Consider the following 22,764-nt stretch of genomic DNA (forward strand, 5'->3'; position numbering starts at 1 on the left):
TCAATCGTCCTGCAGCACGGTCCAGAAAATCTGGATATGGCCATCGTCCCGGTAGGCCAGGGTTACGTTATCGTTTTCGCCCAGCTCCTCCATGATCCGCTCCCAAGCTTCTTCCGAGTCGCCGTCCAGCCGTTCAAGCAAGGCCGTTTTGGCCTGTTGCGCGGCGGGATGGTTAATGGCGCGCTGCAGGCGCATCGCCAAAAGGTCATAGGGCTGGGGTTGTACGGGCGCGGAAGGTTGCTTGGCCATAACGATGACTCTTAACTGTATGTATTTACAGTATTACAGCCAAAACCAGCTCAGCAAGATTTTTTCTTTCCAGTCATCGGGTTAGGGCTCACCTATGCAAACGTAGCCAGGTGCTCGCATGAGGGCGACGTGTTGCCACGGTGGGCCCATGCGTGAGCCCAGGGCTGAATAGGCCGGCGCTTCAAGCGTGGACGCTTCGCACCGCTGCACGTCCTCGATCCGGAAAAACACCTGGCCGTATTCCTGGTTGGCCAATTGCAACGCGCCTTCCGGGCTGTAGGCGGCGTAGATTTCTTCCAGACCCACCCAAAAGGCCCGCAAGGGCTGTTCCAGTACAGCGTGAGCATCGTCTGCGACTGTCATATCCAGTGTCCTCCTGTGCGTCGCCCTTACTGTAGAACCAGATCCGTGCCGGCGCTGCAACCGCGATTGAGCGCGCATCCTTCGGTTCTGGATGGCGACCAGGAGGCCGTTCCAAGACCTGCGCTTAAGGTTATACTGTACATACATACACTAAAAACAGACAACCGGCATGGACGAACAGCCTTCGACGCTACTGCCTGACCCACACCAGGAAACGTTCACAGCTGGCGCCTGCAATAGGATTTACGACGAGACGTCACAGACCTGTTTATCGATTTCGAACCGGCCAATCTCCTTTATAGTTTTACTCCCATAGATAAAAACATAGGTGCCGCCCATGGTTAATATCGAATTCGCTTTAAGCTTTTTAGGGTCGCATGCAACCTTTATTGCTTCAAGCCTTGTCGCAGCCAAGTCAAAGCCAGCTGGGTTGGCTTCGTAATCAACCGCCTCATAATAAAGCGCTAATGTGTGACTATTATAGGCTTCTGCACGGAGGAATATCGTACCCTCATCGATCATGCGATTCTTAGGAATAGAGTATGTGGAAACCGCTATCAGATCGCTGAGGGGGCTAGGTTTGGTGGGCTGATGACGCACCGCTATTGTTTGTTTGAAAACAACCGCCGCCACCCCCAGGCAACATAGCAGCAAGCTCCAACAGACGATGACTTTAGTTGTTTTTTCCAAATTGGTTCACACTTCCTTCAAATCCAAGAAAGCGGCACGGTTTTTAAATCCACCTGCCTACGTATCGGGCTTCACAGCGAGGCTCAAGTCGTGCTCGACCTCAGCGCGACGCAACAAAGACATCGTGCGTTTGTGAGTATCGCGAGTCGCAGCGCACCGAGCAACAAATTCGACAGAGCCTTGCTGAGCTCGCGGGGTGGAATGCTGGACATCCTGTTAGATTGCGTTCTCGAACCCGTGGCAAGAGCCATTTTCTTTCCAGTGGGGTGGCCGGTCGTTGGTCTTGCCCCCTTCGGGCCTTCAATCCCTCACGCCTTCGCCCGTCCCGGGCTGCGCGCTGTGCTTGCCTCCGGCCGCTGGCCTGTAGCTTCAAACGTTCTCGCTGGGTATGCCGTCCATGCTCGGCCTGGAAACACCACTGCACCATGCTCAATCATGAACTGGACGAGGCGTGCCGCGAACTCGCCAATGGCCGGCGTCGGAGCGCCCAGCTGGTGACCCAGCACGACAATGACCAGCAACGGATCAAGCAGCAGCAGACCAGGATTGGCGAGCTTGAAACCGAAGTGAAGCGGCTAAAGGACCGGCTTGTTGCCGCTACGGCCCGTGAGGCCGCCGGCAACAGCGCCGCCATTTACGAGCACGCATACAACGGGGCGTAGCTTTAGCGTTAGATCACCCGGCTATTAGAACAATGGCTCAGGCGCTATCTGATGGCTCCGCCAATGATTGAAAACGCTGGAATGCTCAGTGAGCCCTATCATCGAGAAAAACCAATGCTAACCAGCTTACCGTCAAGGAATTTGAGCTGATAAATAGCACCGTTTTGAGGTCCATACACCCAGTTTTCCACGGTCACAGCATGATTCTTTTCTGACCTGGTAAAGCCCGGCGCCGCCGGTATTACCTCCCGGTGGGCCGGAGGGCCGCATTTTCGTTGCACGTCATAGGTAGAGTCGCCTTCAGCCACTATCCCCGTTCCGCACCTCATATCAGCAAATGCTAGACCCTGAAGGCTAAACAGGATCGCACCGGCAAAGATGCTTCGCTTAAACGCTCCCACTCTATTCATACCCACTCGCTTTTGATCTGCGCTAGAAGACTCGAATTGCGCCGTATTTACGCCAGTCCTGACATTTTGAGCTAGCACTGAAGTTGAGCACAAGCCGCTTCCCGTACGCTGTAGGCTTGGCCTTAAGCCTCCTCTATGCCCTTATAAGTGCGATACCACGCCCACCAGCGCTGGAGCTGGCCAGGTCTTGCGCGTCAACCTGGGTAGTCTTCGGTGCTGGCCCTGCCAGTACGCTGTGCTCGGGCTCATCAGCACAGGCCACGCGCCAATGGGTCACATCGCTGAGACCGGTTGCGCCTGCTTCAGACCACCACCGGGCACCGCTGTGATTGAACGTGCACACATGCAGGTTGCCCCCATAGGGTGGGCTGTAGACAACATACCGCAGCTGTGCCTGAAGATCGTTCCAAGGCAGCGCGTCGGCACTGACCACCCAGCCATGCCCCAGCGGCGGGATCAATTCACACGGCCATACCGCCGACCACAGGGCATTTTCGCCCTTTTGCCGGCCCATGGCCGGCGTAGCAGGGTCGGGGACACCGGCAGACGCCCGGGTATCCGGGGCGTTCAGCGTGCCGGCCAGCGCCTGGTGCGCGCCGGCCTGCTTTCAATGATCGTCCGCACGTGCTCGGACACGTCACCGTACAGCGCCTAATTGCTGCTGAAGGCGACGATGCCGTGCTGGCGCGGCGCGTCGTTGATCTGGAATACGGCGCCGCCAATCTCGGGACTTGAGAGGAAACTCCTCCGCCTGTGAAACGGCATTCTAGCTGCTCGTAGCATTTTGTATCTTTTTACTTACGAGCATATTGCCACCCTAATAGCCTACTGATAGCATCGCCGCCGCTTCAGCAGGTATGGCCTAACGCCATACCCAGAATATCGCTCCGCTATATCGAGCACTCCAGGGATGGGCACTCCATGAATCAGGATTACGTTTTGCACGTGCTTAAGGAGGGCTTGCTGACTACCGCAACGGTGGCCGCTCCTGTCCTGCTGGCGATTTTGATTGTGGGGCTGGTGATCAGCATTGTTCAGGTCGCCACCCAGATCCAAGAAATGACCCTGACCTTCATCCCCAAATTAATGGTGACGATCGCCATGCTGCTTCTATTCGGCAGTTGGATGCTTGCGTCACTGCAACGCTTTGCAATCGACATCATCACACAAGCGGCGTTTTTGTAATCCGCGTTTCGCCAGGAAAGTCGATTGTGTCCACCGCCATGTTCCTCAATGCAGCGATGATCTTCGTGCGCCTCTTGCCAGTGATGGTAGTGGCGCCTGTAATGCCCTTCGCCCATGTGCCGGTTGTGGTACGGCTCGTGCTCGGGCTGGCGCTAGCACTGCTCATGGCTACCGCATTGCCCGAGTCTGCGCCGTCGATTACCCCCGGTGCGCTAGCGGCAGAGTTCTTGCTAGGCGTAATGATCAGCTTCGGCTTTCACGCCGCCCAGGCTGCAGTCGACCTCGTTGGCAAGTTGCTCGATACTCAAATCGGCCTCAATGCGGCTGGGGTGTTCGATCCAGCGACGGCCCTGGTATCTGGGTTGTTAGGTCAGGTTTTGAGCATTGGCTTCTTGCTGCTGTTCGTAGGCATGAATGTCCATCATGCATTGCTGCGCCTGTTTTGCCGATTTCTGAGCCTTGTGCCGCCCGGTCATGTCTCGCTTGCCCTCCTGTCCATGCCAATGGCCCCGGTACTCACCCGCACGGCCCTGCTGGCTTTCATCACATTGTTGCCCGTGTTGCTGGCATTGTGGTTGACCGATATCGCCTTCGCCTTGATGTCCCGTTCCATGCCTCAGGCGAACATCTACTTTCTTGCGCTTCCAGTGAAATTGGGCGTTGGTGTAGCCGTGCTGCTGCTTAGCCTTCCGCTGATCACCCAGCGGTTGCCATCGCTCTTTGACACTGCTCTGACCCTCGGCGGGCAGTGGGAGGGAGCGTTGTGAGCGACCAAGACGACAAATCCGAAGCAGCCAGCCCGTTCAAACGTGAGCAGGCCCGCCGCAGGGGCCAGGTACCGCGCAGTCAGGACCTCCTATCGTTCGCTATGGTATTGGCGTTCTTGGCGGGGTTCTCGGCAACCATCCAGCCCATCGCCAGCGCCATCGGTGTGCATGGCCGCTGGTGGCTGGGGCACGCCGCTGAATTACACGGCCAATGGGGCGCGCTAGCAGCGCAGGCCATCTTCAGCGTGAAACAGATCGCTTCTGCGGTCATGCCGCTGGTAGGAGCGCTGGTGTTGATGGCGATCCTGGCCAATGTCCTGTTCAGTGGTCCTGTGTTCTCGCTGACGCCAATCAAGCCAGACTTCAAGCGCCTCCATCCCGTGGCCGGCTTGCGCAAGATTTTTTCCCGGAAAATGCTGGTCGAGCTGGGGAAAGTGTTGCTCAAAGGGATACTGTTCGCGGCCGTGCTGTATGTGGTGGGCAAGGCGCAACTGCCGGCGCTGATCGAATTGGCCAACGCCTCACCCGCAGCCCTGGCAGACGCTGCCCGACGCCTGCTGATGCGCGTCTCCTTTTCATTACTCGCGGTGCTCGCGGTCTTTGCGTTGTTCGACATGTGGTTCTCGCGCCGGGACTATGCCCGCCAATTACGCATGAGTAAGCGTGAACTCAAGGATGAACATCGCCGACGTGAAGGCGATCCCGAGATCCGTTCACGGCGCAAGGGTATCCAGCAAGAACTGCTGAAAAAGGCCCGCGCCGTCGGTAAGGTACGGGATGCAGACGTGATCGTCGTCAACCCCACCCACTATTCAGTGGCCTTGCAATACAGACCTTCGACCATGCGCGCGCCCATCGTGTTGGCGCTCGGCCGCGGGGTACAGGCTTGGCGCATCAACCAAATGGCGCGCAAGCACCGAGTGCCAATCCTGCGCCGGCCACCCCTGGCTCGTGCGCTCCATGCCTTGGCACGTATCGGTGCGCCGGTACCGGAGAGCACTCAGGATGAAGTGGCCAATGTCTACCGCTGGGTAATCGCCTTGCCAGGCAACAAGGTGCTGGCCTCATGAAAGCCATGCTTACGCTAGTCAGGGCCGAAGGCGGCAACCTACTGCTGACTGCCGCGGTCATCGGCATCCTGATGGTGCTGTTCACGCCTATACCGTCGGCCTTGCTGGATTTGCTGCTGTTGACCAACTTCGTAGTGGCCTTGCTGGTATTACTGGTCACCTTCGATACCGACAAACCGCTGAGTTTCTCCACCTTCCCATCACTTCTACTGATGACCACGTTGTTCCGGCTTTCCCTGAACATTGCCGCCACCCGTTTGATCCTGTCGGATGGAGACGCTGGCAAAGTTATAGGCGCGGTCGGCAGCCATGTGGTGGCCGGTAATTACGTGGTCGGTTTCGTGGTATTCCTGATTCTGGTAGTCGTGCAATACGTGGTGGTCACCAGCGGCGCGCAGCGGGTGGCAGAAGTGGCGGCGCGCTTCACCCTGGACTCCCTGCCGGGTAAGCAGATGAGCATCGACGCCGACCTCAACATGGGCATCATCGACCAGGATGAAGCCAAGCGGCGGCGCAGCCAGTTGGAGCGCGAGTCGAACTTCTACGGAGCGATGGACGGCGCTTCGAAATTCGTGAAGGGCGATGCCATTGCCGGCATCGTGATCATTGCCATCAACATCATCGGTGGCTTGTCGGTCGGCATGTTGCAAAAGGGCCTTGGTTGGGCCGAAGCGCTGCATCACTACACGCTGCTCACGGTAGGCGACGGCATCGTCACCCAGATCCCTTCGTTGGTGATCGCCGTCGCTGCGGGCATCATCATCACCCGTGCCGCCACGGATGCGAAGCTGGGCCAAGAGCTGGGCAAGCAAGTATCAGCTTACCCGAGAACCCTGGTAGTGATTGCCGCGGTAACCTTGTTGTTGATGACGCTTCCGGGTCTGCCAATACTGCCCTTGGCTGCGCTCTTCATTGGTTTCTCTACAGCCGCTTGGTATGCCTATCGCAAAGCCCAGCGCCAAGGCTCACCTGCCACCGAGCCCGCTTCGGACAGCGCTGCGAAAACCGAAGGCGAAAGCGACCTGTATGCGCTGATGCACACCCATGCCTTTGAGCTGCGCCTGAGCTCGGACCTGGCTGTCCAAGTCCTCGCTGCCACCAGCACCATGCGTCTGCGCCTGGATAACTTGCGCAAGCAGTTTGCCAAGGATTACGGGTTTGCCTTGCCGGCATTGCACTTGGATGCCGACAAGCGGCTTGCTCCCGAGACGTACCAGGTGGCTGTACAGGGCGCGGTCGTCGCTGCTGGCGAACTGGAGCTGGATAAGGTCCTGGCCATTGATTCCGGCAAGACCACTGTCACCCTTGAGGGCCGGGTCACCCGCGAGCCGACCTATGGGCTGGCCGCGCAATGGATCTTGCCCGGCCAGCGGGCCCAGGCCCGGGCAGGTGGCTTCACCTTGGTGGAACCAGAAACCGTGCTGCTGACGCACCTGTCGGAGCTAGCCCGGCGCTATGCGCCAGATTTTCTAACGCGCGCCGAGACCGAACGCATGGTCGAGCACAAACGCGCCGTGCTTGGCAGCCTAATCGATGAGCTGGTGCCGACGGTGCTTACCCTCTCGGACATTCAGCGTGTACTTCAGTTGCTGCTGCGCGAACAGGTACCGATCCGTAACCTGGAAACCATTCTTGAGGTTCTGGTCGATGCTGGGCGTACCACCAAGCATGCCGAAGAACTGGTAGAACGCACGCGGGCCAAGCTCGGTGCAGCATTGTACGAGCGCCTGACTGATGGCAATGGCGAGCTCAATGTGTTGACCATCGCTCCAGGCGTCGAGAGCTACATGCTCAACGCCGCACGGCACCGCGAGGGCGCGCTGGGTGGCTTGCTGCCGGCCCGCGAACTGGACCGCTTCGTCAGTACGGTGGCCAAGGAAGCCGAGCGTCAGCTCGGCGCGAATCGACAACCCGTTTTACTTTGCGCGGCGCCTCTGCGGCGGCCCCTCAGCCTGTTCCTCTGGCGTGCCGTGCCGCATATGGCGGTGCTCTCGGTCAACGAGGTTGGCCAGCACGCGAGGATCACGTCCGCAGGCATGATCGACTTGCCCGGTTTTCCTGAGTTGGAGGCTTCGTGAGCGATTTGGTGATGCAAATGGGCGGGGTGCTTCAGCGCGACCTCGACAGCCTGTCGGCGATTTCCATGAACGTAGCCAATGCCAATACTCCGGGTTACCGCGCCAACCGGGCGTTCAGCGCGCTCGCGTCAACGCCTGGCGTAAACCAACCCGCTCTGGGTCTGGAAGGCGTGGCTACGCAGGCCGCCTTGGATAATCAGGGTGGTGCGCTACAGGTCAGCGGCCGACCCACCGACCTGGCCCTGGAAGGAGATGCATGGTTCGCGGTTAAAGGACCGCGAGGCATCCTGCTCACACGGGATGGCCGCTTTCATGTGGATGCCGCCGGTGGGCTGGTCACTTCATCGAGCTATCCAGTCATGGGGCGCGACGGCCCAATTGCTGTGGACGGCGGTGTTTTCAAGGTGGACGCGGCCGGCGTTGTATCGGTGGACGACAACGAGACTGGGCAATTGAGCATCGTTCGGGTCGCCGACCTGCGTGCCCTGCGCAGTGAGGGCGCGGGGCTGTATTCCAGCACGACGCCTTTGCAAGTCGCCGCTGACTACAGGGTGCGGCAAAACATGCAGGAACGTTCCAACGTCGCCTTGAGTAGCGACATGGTCAGGATGATGCAGGTCACCCGCCACGTGGAAAGCGTGCAGCGCGCGCTGTCGGCTTACGACGGCCTGCTGGACAAAGGCATCAACCAATTAGGTAAGGATTGAGGGCAACACATGATTGACGCACTGAGTATCGCCAGCTCCGGCCTTGCCGCCAACCAAGCCTGGATCGACAGCATCTCCAACAACGTCGCCAACATGCAAACCATCGGTTACAAGCGCAGCCAGGTGGACTTCCACGATCAGGTGCGCACGGTTGCCACGCGTGACGAAACCGGCGCTCAGGTCGATGACACTCTGACCGGCGCCGGCATCCTGGCCTCCAGCCCTACCCAAGTGTTCACGCCAGGCACCATGCGGCAGACCGATAACACGCTCGACCTGGCCATCCAGGGCGATGGTTTCTTCGAGGTGGCCCTGCCCAACGGTGATTCGGCCTATACGCGCGCGGGTCGCTTCCATGTGGACGCAGACGGCCAATTGGCTGTCGTCAGCGGCCAGACCTTGACCTCTAACGTGCGGATTCCGCCGGATGTGAAGCAGGTGGTGATCAAGGCGGATGGCAGCGTGCAGGGAACAGTCATCGACACCGGGGAAGTTCTTGATCTTGGGCAGATCCAGCTGGCCAAGTTCGTAAGCGCGGAGAACCTCAAGCAGTTGGGTGATGGTTTGTACCGGCCGACGACCATGAGCGGCGAAGCCAGCTATGCCCAGCCCGGCAGCGATGGCCAGGGCAGCCTCCAGCAGGGTTACGTGGAGATGTCCAACGTCAACATGATCGACGAAATGAGCGGGTTGGTACTGGCGCAACGTGCCTACCAGATGAACGCCCGCATTCTGCAAGCCAGTGACCAAGTGCTGGAAACCATCAATAACCTGCGGCGTTGATCAGGTGAGCTGGATGTGTTCTTCCGCGGCGCGTTGGCTCAGCCTCGGGGCGCTCGCCCTCGCGGCAAATGCTCTGGCGGCGTGCCCGGACCTGGACCCAGAGAGTGCCGAGGCCCAGGCCCTGCAGCGGCAGGTGGCCGCCTTGATTCCGGCCGACGGCGCCGAGCTGCGTCTTAGTCTGGTCAGCGCGCTGCCGGCCTTTGCGAGGCCAAGCGTGCGGGTGATCACCCCGGGGCTGCCCAGCCGGGTGGCGGTGGAGTTGAGTGGCCAGGCTTGTGGCCAGGCACGGGTAGCGACGGTGTGGTTCAGCCTGAAAGCCCTGCGCGATGCATGGGTGTACGGCCGGGATGCCAAGGGTGACCGCCCGCTTAACGATGCCGAGCCTCATCGCCAGAGCGTGGACGTCGCCGCCTTGCAGTTGCCGGCCCAGGCATTAGCCAGTGATCTGGAAGGGGCCTGGCTGCGGCAGGCTGTCAGGGCGGGCACGCCGGTGCTCAAGCGACAATTGCAGGCGGAACCATTGGTACAGCGCTCTGCGCCGGTCACGGTAGTGGTGTATGGCAATGGCTTGCGCTTGACCTTGCCAGGCACCGCGATGCGCCCAGGGGCCAAGGGCGACCAGGTACCGGTCATGCTCGAAGGAGCGAATTCAAGCTTGCTCGCCGAAGTGGCGGGAAAAGGGGAAGTGCATGTTGGGCCGTAACTTCAGGTGTGCTGCGCTGGCGCTAGGCTTGGCGTGCCTGCCGGTGTTCGCTGGACAGACCCTGATCAACCCAGATGGCTATCGCACGTTGACTGGCGACCGTCGGGGCCACTACGTGGGCCAGACCCTTACCGTGCTGGTGGTCGAGTCCACCAGTGCTGAAACCGACTCCGGAACCGGCGCGAACAGCAAGACCGGCATCAGCGCCAGCGTGACCGGCGACAGCCATTCGCATGACTTCGGTCTCTCGCTTGGCGGCGACACTTCTGGGGGCGGTAAAACCAATCGGCACGGTCAGATCCGCACCAACGTGTCGGTACGCATCATCGGCGTGTTGCCCGAAGGGTTGTTGAAAGTCAGCGGCGAGCAGGCCGTGACCATCAACGACGAAGTGCAGCAGATCCGCATCGAGGGCCTGGTTCGTCCCGACGACATCAGCTACGACAACACCGTGCTGTCGTACCGCCTGGCCGATGCTCGCATCGACATCATCGGTGATGGCGTGGTGACCGATGCACAGCGGCAAAACATCGTTTATCGGGCCTTGAAGTGGTTAAGAATTCTATGAGCATCCGCGTCCTGAACCTGTGCTGGGCGCTGCTAGCGGCGGTGTTCGCGCTAAACGCTCAAGCGGCCGAGTCCGATGTGCGCATCAAAGAGCTCGCGCGCATCCAGGGGGTCCGCGATTACCCCCTGATCGGTTATGGCTTGGTCGTGGGGTTGGCCGGCACCGGCGATAGCGACCGCAATCGAGCGACCCGGCAATCGCTGGTCAACACCTTGAAGACCTTCAACGTCAACGTGTCGGACCGTGACCTGAGCGCGCGGAACACTGCGGCCGTGATGATCACCGCCAACATGGGCTCGTTCAGTGAGTCCGGCGACCGCCTTGATGTCGAGGTATCTTCCTTGGGCGACGCGCGCAGCCTGTTGGGCGGCACCTTGTTGATGACCTCGCTCAATGGCCCGGACGAACGCCTCTATGCGCTGGCCCAGGGGCCCATTTCGGTGGGCGGGTATGTCTTCGAGGCCAACGGCAACTCGGTGCAGAAGAATCACCCCACAGTCGGCCGCATCCCTCACGGCGCCAGTGTCGAGCGCTCGGTGTTCTCCCAAGCGGATGAAAGCGCGCGCACTTTGGTACTGATCCTCAACGACCCGGACTACACCACGGCCCAGCGGATTGCCGATGCACTGTCGCGCAGCCTGGCGCTGCCGGGGGTGCGGGTGGTGCACGCGGCGAAAGTGGAGGTGCCACTGCCGCCCGGGATGAGCCTGCCCCGGCTGATCTCCCAGGTAGAGCGAGTCAGCGTCGCGCCGGATTACGCCGCCCGGGTGGTGGTGAACGAGCGCACCGGCACGGTGGTGGCCGGCAGCAATGTACGCATCGGTGAAGTGAACATTTCCCAGGGTGCGCTCAACGTGGTCATCAGCACCCGCTACGAGGTCTCGCAACCCAACTGGGCAATTCGCCCTGGGCCGAGCATCGGCACAGCGGTGGTCCCTGATACCGACGTCTCGGTCACGGAGGAGTCACGCGGGCCAGTGCAATTGGCCGAAGGCGCCACCGTGGGCGACCTGATCCAGGCCTTGAACCGCATCAAGCTCAGCACCCGCGAAATGATCACGGTGCTCCAGGCGATCAAGCAAGCGGGCGCATTGCATGCCGAACTCATCATTCAATAAGGGGAAGGGCCAATGTCACTTGAAGTAGCGGCAAGCCTGCAGGCAGTGCGCCTGGCTATGGGGGTCGAGGACCTGCGCGCTAAGGTGGCGGCGCACAACATCGCTATGGCCGATGTGCCAGGGGGCCGCGCGTTGCGGCTGGACGCCAGCGGCGTCCTTTCCGGGCTGCGCGCCACTTTGGGAGACCCGCAGCTGTTCGCCCAGGCGCTGGGCGACCTCGAAGGCGCCCCCGCCGCCCTTTATATGCACGAGCACGGTGCTCTGGCACCGGTGGCGCTCGACGCCGAAGTGTCCGAACTAGCGGACGCTAGCGCCCGTTACCAGGCACTGGCCGACGGGGTAAGCCGGCAGTACGCGCTCATGACCCTGGCAATCAAGGGCAACCGCTGATGCCCTTAGATAATGTCTCCGATGTAGTCCGGTCGGCCATGAACTATGAGCGCGCGCGCGCGGAAGCTGCCAGTCAGAACATTGCCCTCGCCAACGTGGCCTTGGCCCCTGGCCAGGCCTCGCCGCTGCGCACGGCCGGCGACCCCAGCTTTGCCGAGCGCCTGGACGCCCACCAGGCACGTGTGAGCGCGGCCGGTGGAGATGACACTCGGCTTGAGCTCGACCCTCATCATCCATTGGCGGACAAAGACGGCATGGTTCATTACCCGAAGGTCGAGATGGCGCGGGAAATGGCGACGCTGGTCTCCGCCACCCGCGCCTACGAGGCGAACATCCGGGCCTACAACACCCTGCGCGGCATGACCCTCAAAGCGTTCGAAATCGGTAAATGACATGACCCTACCTATCGCTCCCATCGCCCCACCCGGTGAGCTTGCCTCCATGGCCAGCATGGTACCCGCCGGTACCGCCGAGACCACGGCCGGCACGGATTTCCTCGGCTTGGTGAAGACTGGCGCCAGCGCCCTCGCCGAACAGTCTGGGCAAGCCAATGACCTGCTGGCGGCCTATGCCGCGGGGGATGCTATCGCCCCGCATGAGCTGGTGATGGCCCTGGAGCAGGCACGGTTGTCCATGCAACTTGCCGTAGAGGTGCGCAACCGTGTTGTCGATGCCTACCAAGAACTGACCCGACTGCAGATCTGACCTATGTCCATGACTTCTTCGAATCCGCTGGCGGGCCGTTCCCGCTTCGTGCTGCTGGGCTCGCTCGTAATAGTCGCGGCCTTTGCCGTCGCGGCCTGGTGGGTATTGCGACCCACCTATGTGGCGTTGTTCAAGGAGGCGAGTGACGCCTCTCAGGCAGAGATCCTTGCCACCCTTAGCCAGCACGGTGTGCCGTACCGGATCAACACCCAAGAGGGCACCATCGAGGTGCCCAGCGAAACTGTCGGCGCGGCCCGGATGGTGCTGGCCGAAGCCGGCATGCCGACTCGCGCCGGCGTAGGCTTCGAGTTGTTCGACCATGCCGAGTACGGAATGTCGGAGTTCAGCCAGAAGATCAACTATCAGCGTGCCATCGAAGGCGAGCTGGCCCGTACCTTGATGAGCATGTCCGAAGTGCAGTACGCCCGTGTGCATCTGACGCTGCGCAAGGCTGGGCTGTTCCAGGGCAGCGAGGAGCCGCCAAAGGCGTCGGTCATCGTGCGCTTGCGAGACCAGGCCACGCTCGATGCCCAACGCGTACGCGGCATGCAACAACTGGTGGCCTCGGCAGTGGAAGGCATGACCCAGGACCATGTGGTGATCCTCAACGAAAGTGGCCAGGTATTGACAGCCACGGGTAGCACCGCCTCCGTACCTGAGCATTTGCAGATGGCTGCGCAGGTGGAGCAGAGCATCCAGCAGAAGATCGAACAGCTGATTCGCCAGCCTTTGGGCCAGCAAGGTGCACAGGTATCGGTGCGGGTCCGCATGAATTTCGACCGGGTCAAATCGGTGACCGAGCAGCCCTTATCAGCGGACGGCAAGGGCTTCGTTCGCCATGAAAAGCGTCTCAAGTCCAGTGATAGCAGCTCGGGTGATACCCGTAGCGAACGCTCCCAGGCCACCAATGAAGTGGACTACGCCTTTGGGCAAGAGCGCGCAGAGGTCGAGCACGCCACCGGCACAGTGGAGCAGGTCAACGTCGGCATCGTACTGGCCAGCCCCTTGAGCAAAGAGGAACTGGCCAGCCTGCGTACCCTGGTGGATGCCTCGGTGGGGCTGGATGCCAAGCGGGGCGACCAACTGGTGATCGCCTACATTCCCGCCCATGCTCAAGCGCCCGGCGCGGCTATCAGCGCGCCCGTGACCGTTCCCCCCACAGCCCCCAGCCTCGACCCGGCGCCCGCTGAGCCTCAGCCGGTGGCGCCTGGCAATGTATGGCGCTACATGCTGGCGGGACTGATCGGCGTATTGGCGTTGCTGCTGGTCGCCCTAGCCCTACGCGGCCGTCACAAAGCTCATGCGCCTGCAGCTCTGCCACGCATGACCTCGGTCGAGCGCGAGCAACTGCTGCTGGACCTGCGTGCCTGGCTACAGCGGGAGGCCTGACTAATGATCGCCGAACCCCTACGTAAGCTGGCCATACGCCTGGCCTGTAGCCTTCACGAAGATCGAGACTGGGTCTTGGCCCAGCTGAGCGCCGAAGAGCGTCAGCGCTTGGAGACCTTGCTTGAAGAGATTCAGGTGCTAGGGCTGGCCAGCGACCCGTCGGTGGTTGCTGCGGTCCTTGCCGAAACAGCCCTCACGCCTGAGCCGGCCCCACTCGCCGAGCACGAGGGTATCGCCCGCTTGGCGGCCGTGAGCGGCCATCCGTTCTGGGAAGCCCTGGCATTACAGCAGCTTCCCGGGGGCAGCCGCGCTGCAGTAATACGCGGCGCGCGGCAAGCCGAGCGGGTACGCCAGTGGGATGCGACCTTCGCCCGTCAGGCCGTACCGCCGTCATTGGGGCTGGCGCTGCAAACACATCTGAATGAGGAGGACACGCGCAATGCGTGATGCCGAGGACACCCGCAACGTGCTGCGCCAACCGCTCTTCAGTGCGGGAACCCGCCGCCTGCCAGCCCGGGCCACGGTGCCAGCACCTGACGCGGCGCCAGAGCAAGCGCTGCGCCTGGCATTCGCGCAAGAGTTACAAGCGCTGCACGAGAACGCCTGTGAGCAAGGTCTGCAAGAGGGCCGCGTGCTGGCAGCAAAGGAACTCGCCAGCGCGCTGGCCGAGCAGCAAGCGCAGCAGGCCGCCTGGATTGTCGAGCAACAACGAACCCTGGCCGCGACGGCGGATGAACAGCGCGAGCAACTGAAGCAGGCGTCGAAGGTGCTGGCGGAAGCCCATCAGCAGTTGTCGAGCGGCCTCGACGGTGCGGTCGCTCGGCTGGCCTATGCTGTGGTGGTAAAGCTGTTGGGTGAGCGGCACCTGCACGGGACGCTGATCGCGGAGCTGGCCGCCCAGGCTGTAGAAGCGTATCGCCTGGCGGCGCCGCTGTGTATCACCGTCGCCAGCGTGGATCACGCCGCCTTGCTGGCCGGCGGCATCGATGCCCAAGTGCAGACAGACTCGGCGTTGTCGGCTGGCGACTGCCGCATCGAACACAGCACCGGGCTGCTCGATGCCGGGGTGGAGACGCAACTGGCCGCGCTGCGGCAGGCGTTGGGATTGGCCGCAGCTCAGGACCGGCCCCATGCTGTCCGCGCTTGAGGCCGACCTGCTGGCGCGGGTGAGCCGAGCCAGCCTGTGCCAGCGCATCGGGCGGCTGACGGCAGTTCATGGGCTGTTGCTCGAAGCCAGTGGTTTAGAGGTCACCTTGGGCGAGCTGTGCAACATCCAGCCGTGCCACGGTGGCCCCGCTATCACCGCCGAAGTGGTGGGAATGCGCGCCGACCATAGCCTGTTGATGCCTTACGCCTCGGTGGAAGGCGTTTCCCTGGCCAGCGAAGTGACTGCCCGTGGTGAGCCAGCCACCGTGGCGGTGGGTGCCAGTTTGCTGGGCCGGGTATTGGACGCCGCTGGCGCCCCGCTGGATGAACTGCCTGCTCCAGCGGGGTTGATCGCGGTGCCGCGTTTCGCGACGGCAATCAATCCGTTGCACCGGCTACCTATCGATCACGCGCTGGACACCGGGGTCAAGGCCGTGGACCTGTTCACGCCATTGGGACGAGGCCAACGCATGGGCGTGTTCGCCGGCAGTGGCGTCGGCAAAAGCACGCTGTTGGGCATGCTCAGTCGGCACGCCGATGCCGAGGTGATCGTCATCGCCTTGATCGGTGAACGCGGCCGGGAGGTGGGGGATTTCATTCGCAACACCCTGGGACCTGAAGGCTTGAAAAAAGCCGTGGTCATCGCCGCAGCCGCCGAGCAGCCGGCGGTACTGCGCCGCCAGGCCGCCTACGCAGCGACCACCATCGCCGAATGGTTCCGTGCCCAGGGCAAGCACGTATTGCTGATTATGGATTCGATCACCCGCTTCGCCTTGGCTCAGCGAGAGATCGGCCTGGCCACGGGCGAACCCATGGGCAGCCGCGGCTACCCGCCCTCGGTATTCGCGCTACTGCCGCCTTTGCTGGAACGGGCCGGCGCCCTGCGCGGTCAGGGCTCGATCACCGCGGTGTATACGGTTCTGGTCGAAGGCGACGACATGAACGAACCCGTGGCCGACCACATGCGCGCCATTTTGGATGGGCATATCGAGCTCAGCCGCGCCATCGCCGCCCGCGGCCAGTGGCCGGCAATCAATGTACTGGGCAGCCTCAGCCGCTTGGCCGGGGCGCTGCGCGGCGCAGAGCAAAAGCGCTGCATCGAGCGCCTGCACGCGAGCTTGGGAACCTACGCCTCCAGCGCGGACCTGATCGAGCTCGGCGCTTACGAAAGCGGCTCGCAGCCCGCGCTGGACCGCGTCATCGCACTTAAGCCGGCCCTCGACAGCCTGCTACGCCAAGCGCCGGAAGAACATGTGCCCGCCGAAGTGGCGTGGCGCGCGGCCTATAGCCTAGCCCAGCGGCTAGCCCCGGAGGCGCCACGTGACTGATGCTGTTGCACGCTTGCGGCAGGTACAAGCCGCCACCCGCCTGCGCGCATTGCAGCGCCAACAAGCCCAACTCCGCCATGCCCAGGCCCAGGTGAGCACACAACGGGCCGAGTCGGGACTGGCGTCGGCACGCGAAGCGTTGGAGCAGGAGACAGCTCTTCGGGCTCGCCTCGCCGAGCCCGGCAGGCTGCTCGACCCGGCGCTGCATGAAGAACACCTCTACGCGCGAATCAGCGGGCAACAGCACTACGTCGCCCTGCGCGAAGCGGTGCTGGACGCCCGCGCCGCCCGCGCCGAAGCCGCTCAGGCGGTACACGCCAGCCAAGTGCGGGAGGCAGTGGCCAGCGAAGCGCGGGACAGGGCATTGGAGGCATTGATGACCCTGCGCGCGGCACGGGCGGGCAATGAGGTGCTAGACGCGCAACAGGCCAACAGGAGGCAACGTGGAGATTAAATTGGGCGCATCCCTCTGGACCCAGCCTGGCGGCGCCCAGCTAGAGGGTCCCCGCGCCCGGGCCGAAGGGGACTTTCGGCACAAGTTAGGGCTGGAGCCGCAGGCGGAGCCGACAGTGGCACCTGAACGCGTGGACGAGCCGCGACGTGAATCCTTTGAGGAGCCAGCGCACGGCTGGGCATTGATGAACGGCTTGCTACGCCAGCCCGGCGCTGAGCACTGCACCGTCGACCCCTCGGCCAAAGGTACGGTGCGGATGTTCGAGCTGGGCGCCCTGTCTAGTGGGCACCTTTCCTACGTGCCCGAAGGCGCTGCTTTGAGGGCAGTCGCCGCGGGCGACGCCATCGCCGAAGCGCCAGCGTTGGCGGTGACACTCTGCTCGGCCTCGATCGCCTTTACCGAAGGCCAGACCATAAGGTCTGTCTCTGCCGTGCGCGCGAACCCGGCGCCGAGCGCGGACGCAGCCCGCCCGGCGGTCAGCGCGAGCGAGGCCGCTCCGTCCAGTTCGCCTGCGCTGAATGCGGTGCTCAGGCGTTGGTGGCCCGAGCGCAACCAGCAATGGCTGACCCATGAGGACGGCTTGCAACTAGTGGTTCGCGACTATCGCTTGGCCCCCCAAGAACGACAGCAACTAGTGGCTGAGTTGAGCACTCACTTGCTCGGCCACCCGGATCAACCGCAATACCTCCTGCTCAACGGCCAAAGGGTCTGGAGCCGGCAGGCCCATTGATAAAGGCGAGGCGCAACGTACATGGCAGTTGAAGCAATCGGCAGTGAACTGAACTCTACCAGTTCGGAAATCAGCCAAAGCACCCTGAACCAGGACGACTTCATCAAGTTGTTCCTGACCGAGCTGAATTTCCAAGACCCGCTGGAGCCGATCAATAACCGCGAATTCCTGGCGCAGATGGCGCAGTTCTCCAACCTAGAGCAAACCCGTGTTACCAACGAAAACACCTCGAACCTGGTGAACATGAATGCCACGGCACAGTCTTTGGGCCTCCTCGGCCGCCAGGTAGAAGCCACTACCGACACCCAAGCCAGCGTGGTAGGTACCGTCTCGGCCATCGACTTTTCCGCCAGCGGGCCAGTGATGTCGCTGAAGAAAGCCGACGGTAGCGTGGTGGTAGGCGTGCGTTTGTCCCAGATCAAACTGGTGAGGACCAGCTGATGCTGCAGGCCTTTTTTAATGGTTTGGCCGGACTGTTCACTTTCTCGCGCGGGCTGAATAACGTTTCGGACAACGTCTCGAACATGAACACACCGGGGTTTCGTGGCAGCGACACCTTCTATCGCAGTGTCAGTGGCGAGGGCGAGGAGGGCCTCGGCTCGGAAGTCGCCGGCACCCAGGTGAGGACCAAGGCGGGCGACAACCGCCAGACCACCAATGCTAACAACGCGGCCATCAGCGGCAACGGCTACTTCGTGCTCAAGGATGACAAAGGCGGCTACGCCTACACCCGCGCGGGGCAGTTCGCGGTCAGCAAGGACGGCTACTTGATCGAATCGGTGAGCAAGCAGCGCGTGCAACAGATGAGCGCCAGCGGCAAGCTCACCGACGTGCGCATCACCGACCGCCAGACTCTGCCCCCGATCGCCACCACCAGCTTGCAGATGATTGGCACGCTGGCCCGGTCCGGGACCACCAACAGCAATGACACCATCAGCTCCATTGCGGTATACGACGCCGCCGGCACCAAGCACACCCTCAGCCTGGACCTGACCCCCCAGCCCAGCCCCAGCAACAACTGGTCGGTCAGTGTCTCGGACGAACAAGGCCTGCTGCAGACCGGCACCATTGCCTTCGGTACCGATGGCACGCCTATGGCCGGGTTCAACACCTTGACCTTGGTGATGCGCGACGGCAAGCAACAGATCACTCTGGACTTCGGTACCCCGGGCAGTTTCAACCTCGCTTCACAAGTGGCCAGCGCCTCCAGCCATACGCTGACGGCCAAGGTGGTGGATGGCTCGCCCAGCTCCAGCTTGTCCAGCTTCGGCTACGACGAAAACGGCATCATCCAGTTGCATTACGCCAATGGCGAAACCCGTGATGGCGAACAATTGGCCTTGGCGTCCTTCAACGACCCCACGCAGTTGATCGCCAGCGATTCCCTGTACCGGGCTCCCCCAGGCATGCACGCCGACTATGGGGTAGCCGGCGAGGATCAGTTCGGCAGCATCCAGGGCGGCTACTTGGAGGGCTCCAACGTGGACTTATCCCAGGAGTTCGGCGACATCCTCATCATCCAGCGCGGCTATCAGGCCAGTTCGCGGGTGATGACCGTTTCCAACGAGCTGCTCGAACAACTCTACAACGGCACCAAGGGAGGCTGAGCCATGAGACCCATAGGCGTGACCGGCGCAACTCGGTTGAATGCGGCCACTGCGCTATTGCCTGCAGGTGTAGTGCGCTGGCGCGAACAGTGGTGCTTCAGCGACCCCAAGTCGCAATCAAGCGTGAGCTGCCAAGCCGAAACCGCCGCGCCCCCGCACGGCCTGGAAGGGCTGGACTGGGTACGGATTCGTCAGAAGGGGAGTGAACTCTACCTGGCAGGAGCCTGGCATCAGACTGTGTTCGGGCCGCATGCCCGCAGTGCGCCGGACGATGCCATCGCCCAGCACCTGCTCGCCTGCGCACAACTGGCCTTGGCCAACGAATTAATGGCGGCCTTAGCGTTGCCACCTTGCACCAGCCTGGAATCCGCGCAGCCGACGGACATTGGTGCCCCCCTCGGTAACCGCGTGCTGATAGTGGCGTACGCCAACGGCGCGGAAGTGTTCGCTCTGCTAGACGCGTCCCTGCTCGATGGGCAGTTGCCGTCGAAGCCGACCAAGCCTGCGCTGGTCAGCCGCACGCAAGCGGTAGGCGGCGCGAAGGTACGACTGCAGGTGCGCATGCCTCTGGCCGGATTGGCCATCGGTGACCTGCAGGGATTGTCCGCAGGCGACGTGCTCAAGGCCAACGTCATGCTGATGGACCCGGTGCAACTGGTCGCCGGGGACGCTCCCATCGCCGAAGGCTACCTGGCACGCCAAGGCCATCGACGGGCGCTGCAACTCATTCAACCGGCTACAGACCACTCCACAGGAACCCCAGCATGACCATCGCCGTAGATCAGATCGAACTGGACGAAGCCGAAGCGCTAGACACTCGCAAGCTCAGCCCCCTCAACAACCGCGACATGGGCCTGATCAAGCATGTGGTGGTACAACTGACTGTGGAGCTGGGGAGCGCTGAAATGACCGTGGGCGACTTGTTCAACCTCAAGGCGGGCGATGTGGTGCGCCTGATGCAACAGGTGAACGAGCCGGCCGCGCTTTGCCTGGATGGCAAGGTGGTCGCGCGTGGCAACCTGGTGGCGGTGGACGATAACTTTGGCCTGCAACTCACGGACATCGCATGACCGACGCCAGCCTCTCTTCATCTGCGGCGCTGCCGCTGCGCCAGGACGACCCGGTATCCTTTGCCCTCGGCCTCAAGGCGCTGCTGATCACCGCCGCGCTATTGGCTATGGTCTATGTGGTGTTGAAGTGGGTAGCGCAACGGCGGCCTAGCGCCCCAATGCAGGCATACCCGGCGGCGCTGGCGTGCACCCGCGCCTTGCGCCTGTCCGGCAAAACCCGGTTGTACTTGGTACAAGCAGGGGGCAGCCAACTAGTGGTGACCGAGTCCGCCCATGGCGCCTCGGTCACGCTTTTACCTGCCAGCACCATTGCGCCATTTTCCGATTCAACCGCGACGACGCCTCTATGAAATCCATCGCTCTCACCGGGGCCGTATTCGCGGCGCTCGCCGGCCCGTGCTTCGCCGACGACACCTTGGGCGGCTTGGCCAGCATCAAGGCTGCGCAGCTGGGCCTGGCCGGCACGCCAGCCACCGGCTCACCGCTCAGCCTGTTTACGCTGCTGACCGTGCTGTCGTTCATCCCGTTTATCGTCATCGCCCTCACCACCTTCACGCGCAACATCGTTGTGTTGTCTTTGGTGCGACAAGCCTTGGGCCTGCAACAAACCCCGCCGAACATCGTATTGATCGTGCTGGCGCTTTTTCTGACCCTGTTCGCCATGGCACCGACCCTGGAGAAAAGCTACGACGCCGGCCTTAAGCCCTTCATGGCCAACCATGTCGACCTGGCCGATGCCGCCACTTTGGGCTGGGCGCCCATCAGTGGGTTTATGGTGCGCCAAACCAGTGAGGCGGACCTCAAGCTCATCTATCAGCTGTCCAGCGAGCCGCTGCCCACCACTGTCGAAGGGGTCACTCCAGTGCGGCTGATTCCAGCCTTCATGCTCAGCGAGTTAAAAACCGGCTTCCAGATCGGCTTTTTGATCTTTCTGCCGTTCTTGATCATCGATCTGATTGTGGCGTCGATCCTGATGGCCCTGGGCATGATCATGGTTCCGCCGATCAGCATTTCACTGCCATTGAAGATCATGCTGTTCCTGCTGATCGACGGCTGGGGCCTGATCGCGCAAACCCTCATCCGCAGCGTGGCCTGACTCGTCCATGAACCCTCTGTCAGCCGAAAGCGAACAGCGTCTATGGCAACGCTGGCTGGGAGACCGCGCTGAGAGCCTGCGCAACCAACTATTCTTCTTCTACAGTGCTTGGCTACGGGTACTCACCGGCCACTTCTACCGCAAATACCCCCACCCGCTGGCCGAATGGGGCGATTACATAAACCTTGCCTCCATCGGCTTGCTACAAGCCATCGACCGCTTCAACCCGACCCTCGGCACCAGCTTCAAGGCCTACGCCGAGCCGTATATCAAGGGCAATATCCTTAAAGGCCTGGCCTGCTATATCCAAGACAAACCCTCACCGCTGCAAGAGCGTCTCGACAGCCTGCGAGAAACAGAAGACGACAGCGGCGACGAGCTCGAGCGCCTTGCCAGTCTCGCAATTGGTTTGGCCTTCGGCTGCTTTTTGGAATCAGGCATCGAAGGGGCAGGGGAAGAAACCGACCCGCTGAATATCTACGAAGCCCAGCGGGAAGTGGAGGACTTGTCGGTATTCGTGGGGCTGCTACCGGAGAACGAGCAGCAGGTGATTCGAAGTCATTACTTCCAGCATCTGAGCTTTGTAGAGGTTGCCGACGTGATGGGGGTGACCAAGGGGAGGGTATCGCAAATTCATGGGAGGGCGATCAGGCGGCTGGGAGAGGCTTACAGAGCAGGATTAATTCAAGAATAATCCCGCGTGCTTCGTCTGCCGGCGGGATGATTTATAAGTTCGTTTCGAAGAAATGGCTTAAAGTAGCTCAATCATTCGGTCCCATGGAAATCAAAATCATCCATCGGTTGACCAGATAGATATTGGGCTAAATATCTGTCGAGCGCTTCTCCCGGGTCCGCTAAATAGCGGGCGCTTTCGAAATTTCCATCCTGTACGTGAAGAACTTTTTTGTCACACAAGTTCTCGTCAATGAATAGGGCGTCCCCCGCATCGGTTAGCATCCAGCCCTTGAAAATTGAATTGGGATGGTTTTTTTCAAATAGCTTTCCAGCGCCTCTATCGGATTTTATTTCTCGGCAATAATCTGAAACGCTAAAGCGCGCTGCATAGCGGACTGGGGCGTTCTTCCAGAATATTGGGGAGATGTTGGCGATGGTTTTTTGGAATGAATCAATTACCGTATAAAGCCCTATCCAGGACTCTGGAAGCATGCGTCGCCCATAGTCATATCGAGTGCCTGCCATAGGAGTGGATGGTGTGGTCAACTCAAATATTAAATTAAAATCATCTTTTTCACAAATAAGGCTTGGTAACCAAAGTGTAGCTCCTTTATGGAATAAAAGAAATGGTTTACTCCATTGTTTCTCCAAAACTTCGGTTGTGTTTTTAAAATGGTCTGAAAATTTAGGAATAATATCGCTTACCTTTCCACCAATGTTTTCGATTATTTCGCTCCGCACTTCTGAAATCAGCTCAGGTACCAGATCGGCTCGCTCTCGACATACCAAGATATTTTCATTTATATTAGACATGCTGTAGA

The 22,764-nt window shown here is 61.2% G+C and carries 31 protein-coding genes; 26 read left to right on the forward strand and 5 right to left on the reverse strand.

Annotation, left to right across the window (positions count from 1 at the left end; all coding sequences use genetic code 11):
- From AC3Z8Y_RS05935 to AC3Z8Y_RS05945, 3 genes are all read right to left on the reverse strand, one after another.
- Positions 1-249 (reverse strand): DUF1654 domain-containing protein, encoded by a 249-nt coding sequence (locus tag AC3Z8Y_RS05935; RefSeq protein WP_490088852.1) that lies wholly within the window; start codon positions 247-249, stop codon positions 1-3.
- 81 nt (positions 250-330) lie between these two features.
- Entirely contained in the window at positions 331-612 is a 282-nt protein-coding gene (locus AC3Z8Y_RS05940; protein ID WP_490088853.1) for a hypothetical protein, read from the reverse strand.
- A gap of 243 nt (positions 613-855) precedes the next feature.
- A complete protein-coding gene (locus tag AC3Z8Y_RS05945) occupies positions 856-1,302 on the reverse strand; it encodes a hypothetical protein (RefSeq protein WP_490088854.1) in 447 nt (148 codons plus the stop codon).
- A gap of 425 nt (positions 1,303-1,727) precedes the next feature.
- Between AC3Z8Y_RS05945 and AC3Z8Y_RS05950 the strand changes: the two genes are divergently transcribed.
- Positions 1,728-1,964 carry a hypothetical protein gene (locus AC3Z8Y_RS05950; protein WP_490088855.1) on the forward strand — a complete coding sequence of 79 codons (237 nt, stop codon included), beginning with the start codon at positions 1,728-1,730 and terminating at the stop codon, positions 1,962-1,964.
- A gap of 98 nt (positions 1,965-2,062) precedes the next feature.
- On the opposite strand, the gene AC3Z8Y_RS05955 is transcribed toward AC3Z8Y_RS05950, so the two are convergent.
- The gene (locus AC3Z8Y_RS05955) at positions 2,063-2,374 is read right to left on the reverse strand and encodes a DUF2845 domain-containing protein (RefSeq protein ID WP_490088856.1); all 312 of its coding nucleotides are present in this window, start codon (positions 2,372-2,374) and stop codon (positions 2,063-2,065) included.
- Positions 2,375-3,295: 921 nt separating this feature from the next.
- Between AC3Z8Y_RS05955 and AC3Z8Y_RS05960 the strand changes: the two genes are divergently transcribed.
- Genes AC3Z8Y_RS05960 through AC3Z8Y_RS06080 form a run of 25 tightly spaced genes read left to right on the forward strand, consistent with a single transcriptional unit; the run spans position 3,296 to position 21,962 of the window.
- Positions 3,296-3,559 (forward strand): flagellar biosynthetic protein FliQ, encoded by a 264-nt coding sequence (locus AC3Z8Y_RS05960; RefSeq protein ID WP_490088857.1) that lies wholly within the window; start codon positions 3,296-3,298, stop codon positions 3,557-3,559.
- A gap of 26 nt (positions 3,560-3,585) precedes the next feature.
- A complete protein-coding gene (locus AC3Z8Y_RS05965; RefSeq protein WP_490088858.1) occupies positions 3,586-4,326 on the forward strand; it encodes a flagellar biosynthetic protein FliR in 741 nt (246 codons plus the stop codon).
- A complete protein-coding gene (locus tag AC3Z8Y_RS05970; protein WP_490088859.1) occupies positions 4,323-5,396 on the forward strand; it encodes an EscU/YscU/HrcU family type III secretion system export apparatus switch protein in 1,074 nt (357 codons plus the stop codon). Before AC3Z8Y_RS05965 ends, AC3Z8Y_RS05970 begins: the two co-directional genes overlap by 4 nt.
- Positions 5,393-7,474 carry an FHIPEP family type III secretion protein gene (locus tag AC3Z8Y_RS05975; protein ID WP_490088860.1) on the forward strand — a complete coding sequence of 694 codons (2,082 nt, stop codon included), beginning with the start codon at positions 5,393-5,395 and terminating at the stop codon, positions 7,472-7,474. The genes AC3Z8Y_RS05970 and AC3Z8Y_RS05975 overlap by 4 nt, the downstream gene beginning before the upstream one ends.
- Entirely contained in the window at positions 7,471-8,181 is a 711-nt protein-coding gene (locus tag AC3Z8Y_RS05980; protein ID WP_490088861.1) for a flagellar hook-basal body protein, read from the forward strand. Before AC3Z8Y_RS05975 ends, AC3Z8Y_RS05980 begins: the two co-directional genes overlap by 4 nt.
- 9 nt (positions 8,182-8,190) lie before the next feature.
- Entirely contained in the window at positions 8,191-8,964 is a 774-nt protein-coding gene (locus AC3Z8Y_RS05985; RefSeq protein ID WP_490088862.1) for a flagellar hook-basal body protein, read from the forward strand.
- A 13-nt stretch (positions 8,965-8,977) separates the two neighbouring features.
- On the forward strand, positions 8,978-9,667 hold the full coding sequence (gene flgA, locus AC3Z8Y_RS05990; protein ID WP_490088863.1) for a flagellar basal body P-ring formation chaperone FlgA: 690 nt from the start codon (positions 8,978-8,980) through the stop codon (positions 9,665-9,667).
- Complete coding sequence (locus AC3Z8Y_RS05995) at positions 9,654-10,235, forward strand: flagellar basal body L-ring protein FlgH (protein ID WP_490088864.1); 582 nt, start codon at positions 9,654-9,656, stop codon at positions 10,233-10,235. The genes flgA and AC3Z8Y_RS05995 overlap by 14 nt, the downstream gene beginning before the upstream one ends.
- Positions 10,232-11,353: a flagellar basal body P-ring protein FlgI gene (locus tag AC3Z8Y_RS06000; protein WP_490088865.1), complete on the forward strand. Its 1,122-nt coding sequence runs from the start codon at positions 10,232-10,234 to the stop codon at positions 11,351-11,353. The genes AC3Z8Y_RS05995 and AC3Z8Y_RS06000 overlap by 4 nt, the downstream gene beginning before the upstream one ends.
- Before the next feature lie 12 nt (positions 11,354-11,365).
- A complete protein-coding gene (locus tag AC3Z8Y_RS06005) occupies positions 11,366-11,743 on the forward strand; it encodes a hypothetical protein (RefSeq protein WP_490088866.1) in 378 nt (125 codons plus the stop codon).
- Complete coding sequence (locus AC3Z8Y_RS06010) at positions 11,743-12,135, forward strand: flagellar basal body rod protein FlgC (RefSeq protein WP_490088867.1); 393 nt, start codon at positions 11,743-11,745, stop codon at positions 12,133-12,135. The genes AC3Z8Y_RS06005 and AC3Z8Y_RS06010 overlap by 1 nt, the downstream gene beginning before the upstream one ends.
- A gap of 1 nt (position 12,136) precedes the next feature.
- Positions 12,137-12,448: a flagellar hook-basal body complex protein FliE gene (fliE, locus tag AC3Z8Y_RS06015; RefSeq protein WP_490088868.1), complete on the forward strand. Its 312-nt coding sequence runs from the start codon at positions 12,137-12,139 to the stop codon at positions 12,446-12,448.
- 3 nt (positions 12,449-12,451) lie between these two features.
- Positions 12,452-13,837, forward strand: a complete 1,386-nt coding sequence (gene fliF / locus AC3Z8Y_RS06020; protein WP_490088869.1) for a flagellar basal-body MS-ring/collar protein FliF — start codon at positions 12,452-12,454, stop codon at positions 13,835-13,837.
- Between the two features lie 3 nt (positions 13,838-13,840).
- Entirely contained in the window at positions 13,841-14,284 is a 444-nt protein-coding gene (locus tag AC3Z8Y_RS06025; protein WP_490088870.1) for a hypothetical protein, read from the forward strand.
- Positions 14,277-14,984, forward strand: coding sequence for a FliH/SctL family protein (locus tag AC3Z8Y_RS06030; protein WP_490088871.1), 708 nt, complete (start codon positions 14,277-14,279; stop codon positions 14,982-14,984). The genes AC3Z8Y_RS06025 and AC3Z8Y_RS06030 overlap by 8 nt, the downstream gene beginning before the upstream one ends.
- Entirely contained in the window at positions 14,968-16,311 is a 1,344-nt protein-coding gene (locus tag AC3Z8Y_RS06035; protein ID WP_490088872.1) for a FliI/YscN family ATPase, read from the forward strand. Before AC3Z8Y_RS06030 ends, AC3Z8Y_RS06035 begins: the two co-directional genes overlap by 17 nt.
- Entirely contained in the window at positions 16,304-16,765 is a 462-nt protein-coding gene (locus tag AC3Z8Y_RS06040; RefSeq protein WP_490088873.1) for a hypothetical protein, read from the forward strand. Before AC3Z8Y_RS06035 ends, AC3Z8Y_RS06040 begins: the two co-directional genes overlap by 8 nt.
- Positions 16,755-17,495, forward strand: a complete 741-nt coding sequence (locus tag AC3Z8Y_RS06045) for a hypothetical protein (protein ID WP_490088874.1) — start codon at positions 16,755-16,757, stop codon at positions 17,493-17,495. Before AC3Z8Y_RS06040 ends, AC3Z8Y_RS06045 begins: the two co-directional genes overlap by 11 nt.
- Positions 17,496-17,516: 21 nt before the next feature.
- The gene (locus AC3Z8Y_RS06050) at positions 17,517-17,936 is read left to right on the forward strand and encodes a flagellar hook assembly protein FlgD (RefSeq protein WP_490088875.1); all 420 of its coding nucleotides are present in this window, start codon (positions 17,517-17,519) and stop codon (positions 17,934-17,936) included.
- Positions 17,936-19,102: a flagellar hook-basal body complex protein gene (locus AC3Z8Y_RS06055; RefSeq protein ID WP_490088876.1), complete on the forward strand. Its 1,167-nt coding sequence runs from the start codon at positions 17,936-17,938 to the stop codon at positions 19,100-19,102. The genes AC3Z8Y_RS06050 and AC3Z8Y_RS06055 overlap by 1 nt, the downstream gene beginning before the upstream one ends.
- Positions 19,103-19,105: 3 nt before the next feature.
- Positions 19,106-19,870, forward strand: coding sequence for a FliM/FliN family flagellar motor switch protein (locus tag AC3Z8Y_RS06060; protein ID WP_490088877.1), 765 nt, complete (start codon positions 19,106-19,108; stop codon positions 19,868-19,870).
- Positions 19,867-20,172, forward strand: a complete 306-nt coding sequence (locus AC3Z8Y_RS06065) for a FliM/FliN family flagellar motor switch protein (RefSeq protein ID WP_490088878.1) — start codon at positions 19,867-19,869, stop codon at positions 20,170-20,172. The genes AC3Z8Y_RS06060 and AC3Z8Y_RS06065 overlap by 4 nt, the downstream gene beginning before the upstream one ends.
- Positions 20,169-20,522: a flagellar biosynthetic protein FliO gene (locus AC3Z8Y_RS06070; RefSeq protein WP_490088879.1), complete on the forward strand. Its 354-nt coding sequence runs from the start codon at positions 20,169-20,171 to the stop codon at positions 20,520-20,522. The genes AC3Z8Y_RS06065 and AC3Z8Y_RS06070 overlap by 4 nt, the downstream gene beginning before the upstream one ends.
- Positions 20,519-21,268, forward strand: a complete 750-nt coding sequence (gene fliP, locus AC3Z8Y_RS06075; protein ID WP_490088880.1) for a flagellar type III secretion system pore protein FliP — start codon at positions 20,519-20,521, stop codon at positions 21,266-21,268. The genes AC3Z8Y_RS06070 and fliP overlap by 4 nt, the downstream gene beginning before the upstream one ends.
- 7 nt (positions 21,269-21,275) lie before the next feature.
- Positions 21,276-21,962, forward strand: coding sequence for a sigma-70 family RNA polymerase sigma factor (locus AC3Z8Y_RS06080; RefSeq protein WP_490088881.1), 687 nt, complete (start codon positions 21,276-21,278; stop codon positions 21,960-21,962).
- A gap of 71 nt (positions 21,963-22,033) precedes the next feature.
- Here AC3Z8Y_RS06080 and AC3Z8Y_RS06085 read toward each other — a convergent pair whose 3' ends face one another.
- Positions 22,034-22,756 carry a hypothetical protein gene (locus AC3Z8Y_RS06085; protein WP_490088882.1) on the reverse strand — a complete coding sequence of 241 codons (723 nt, stop codon included), beginning with the start codon at positions 22,754-22,756 and terminating at the stop codon, positions 22,034-22,036.
- Positions 22,757-22,764 lie beyond the last annotated feature (8 nt).

This window comes from Pseudomonas sp. 3MAES_34.3B (assembly GCF_058145875.1).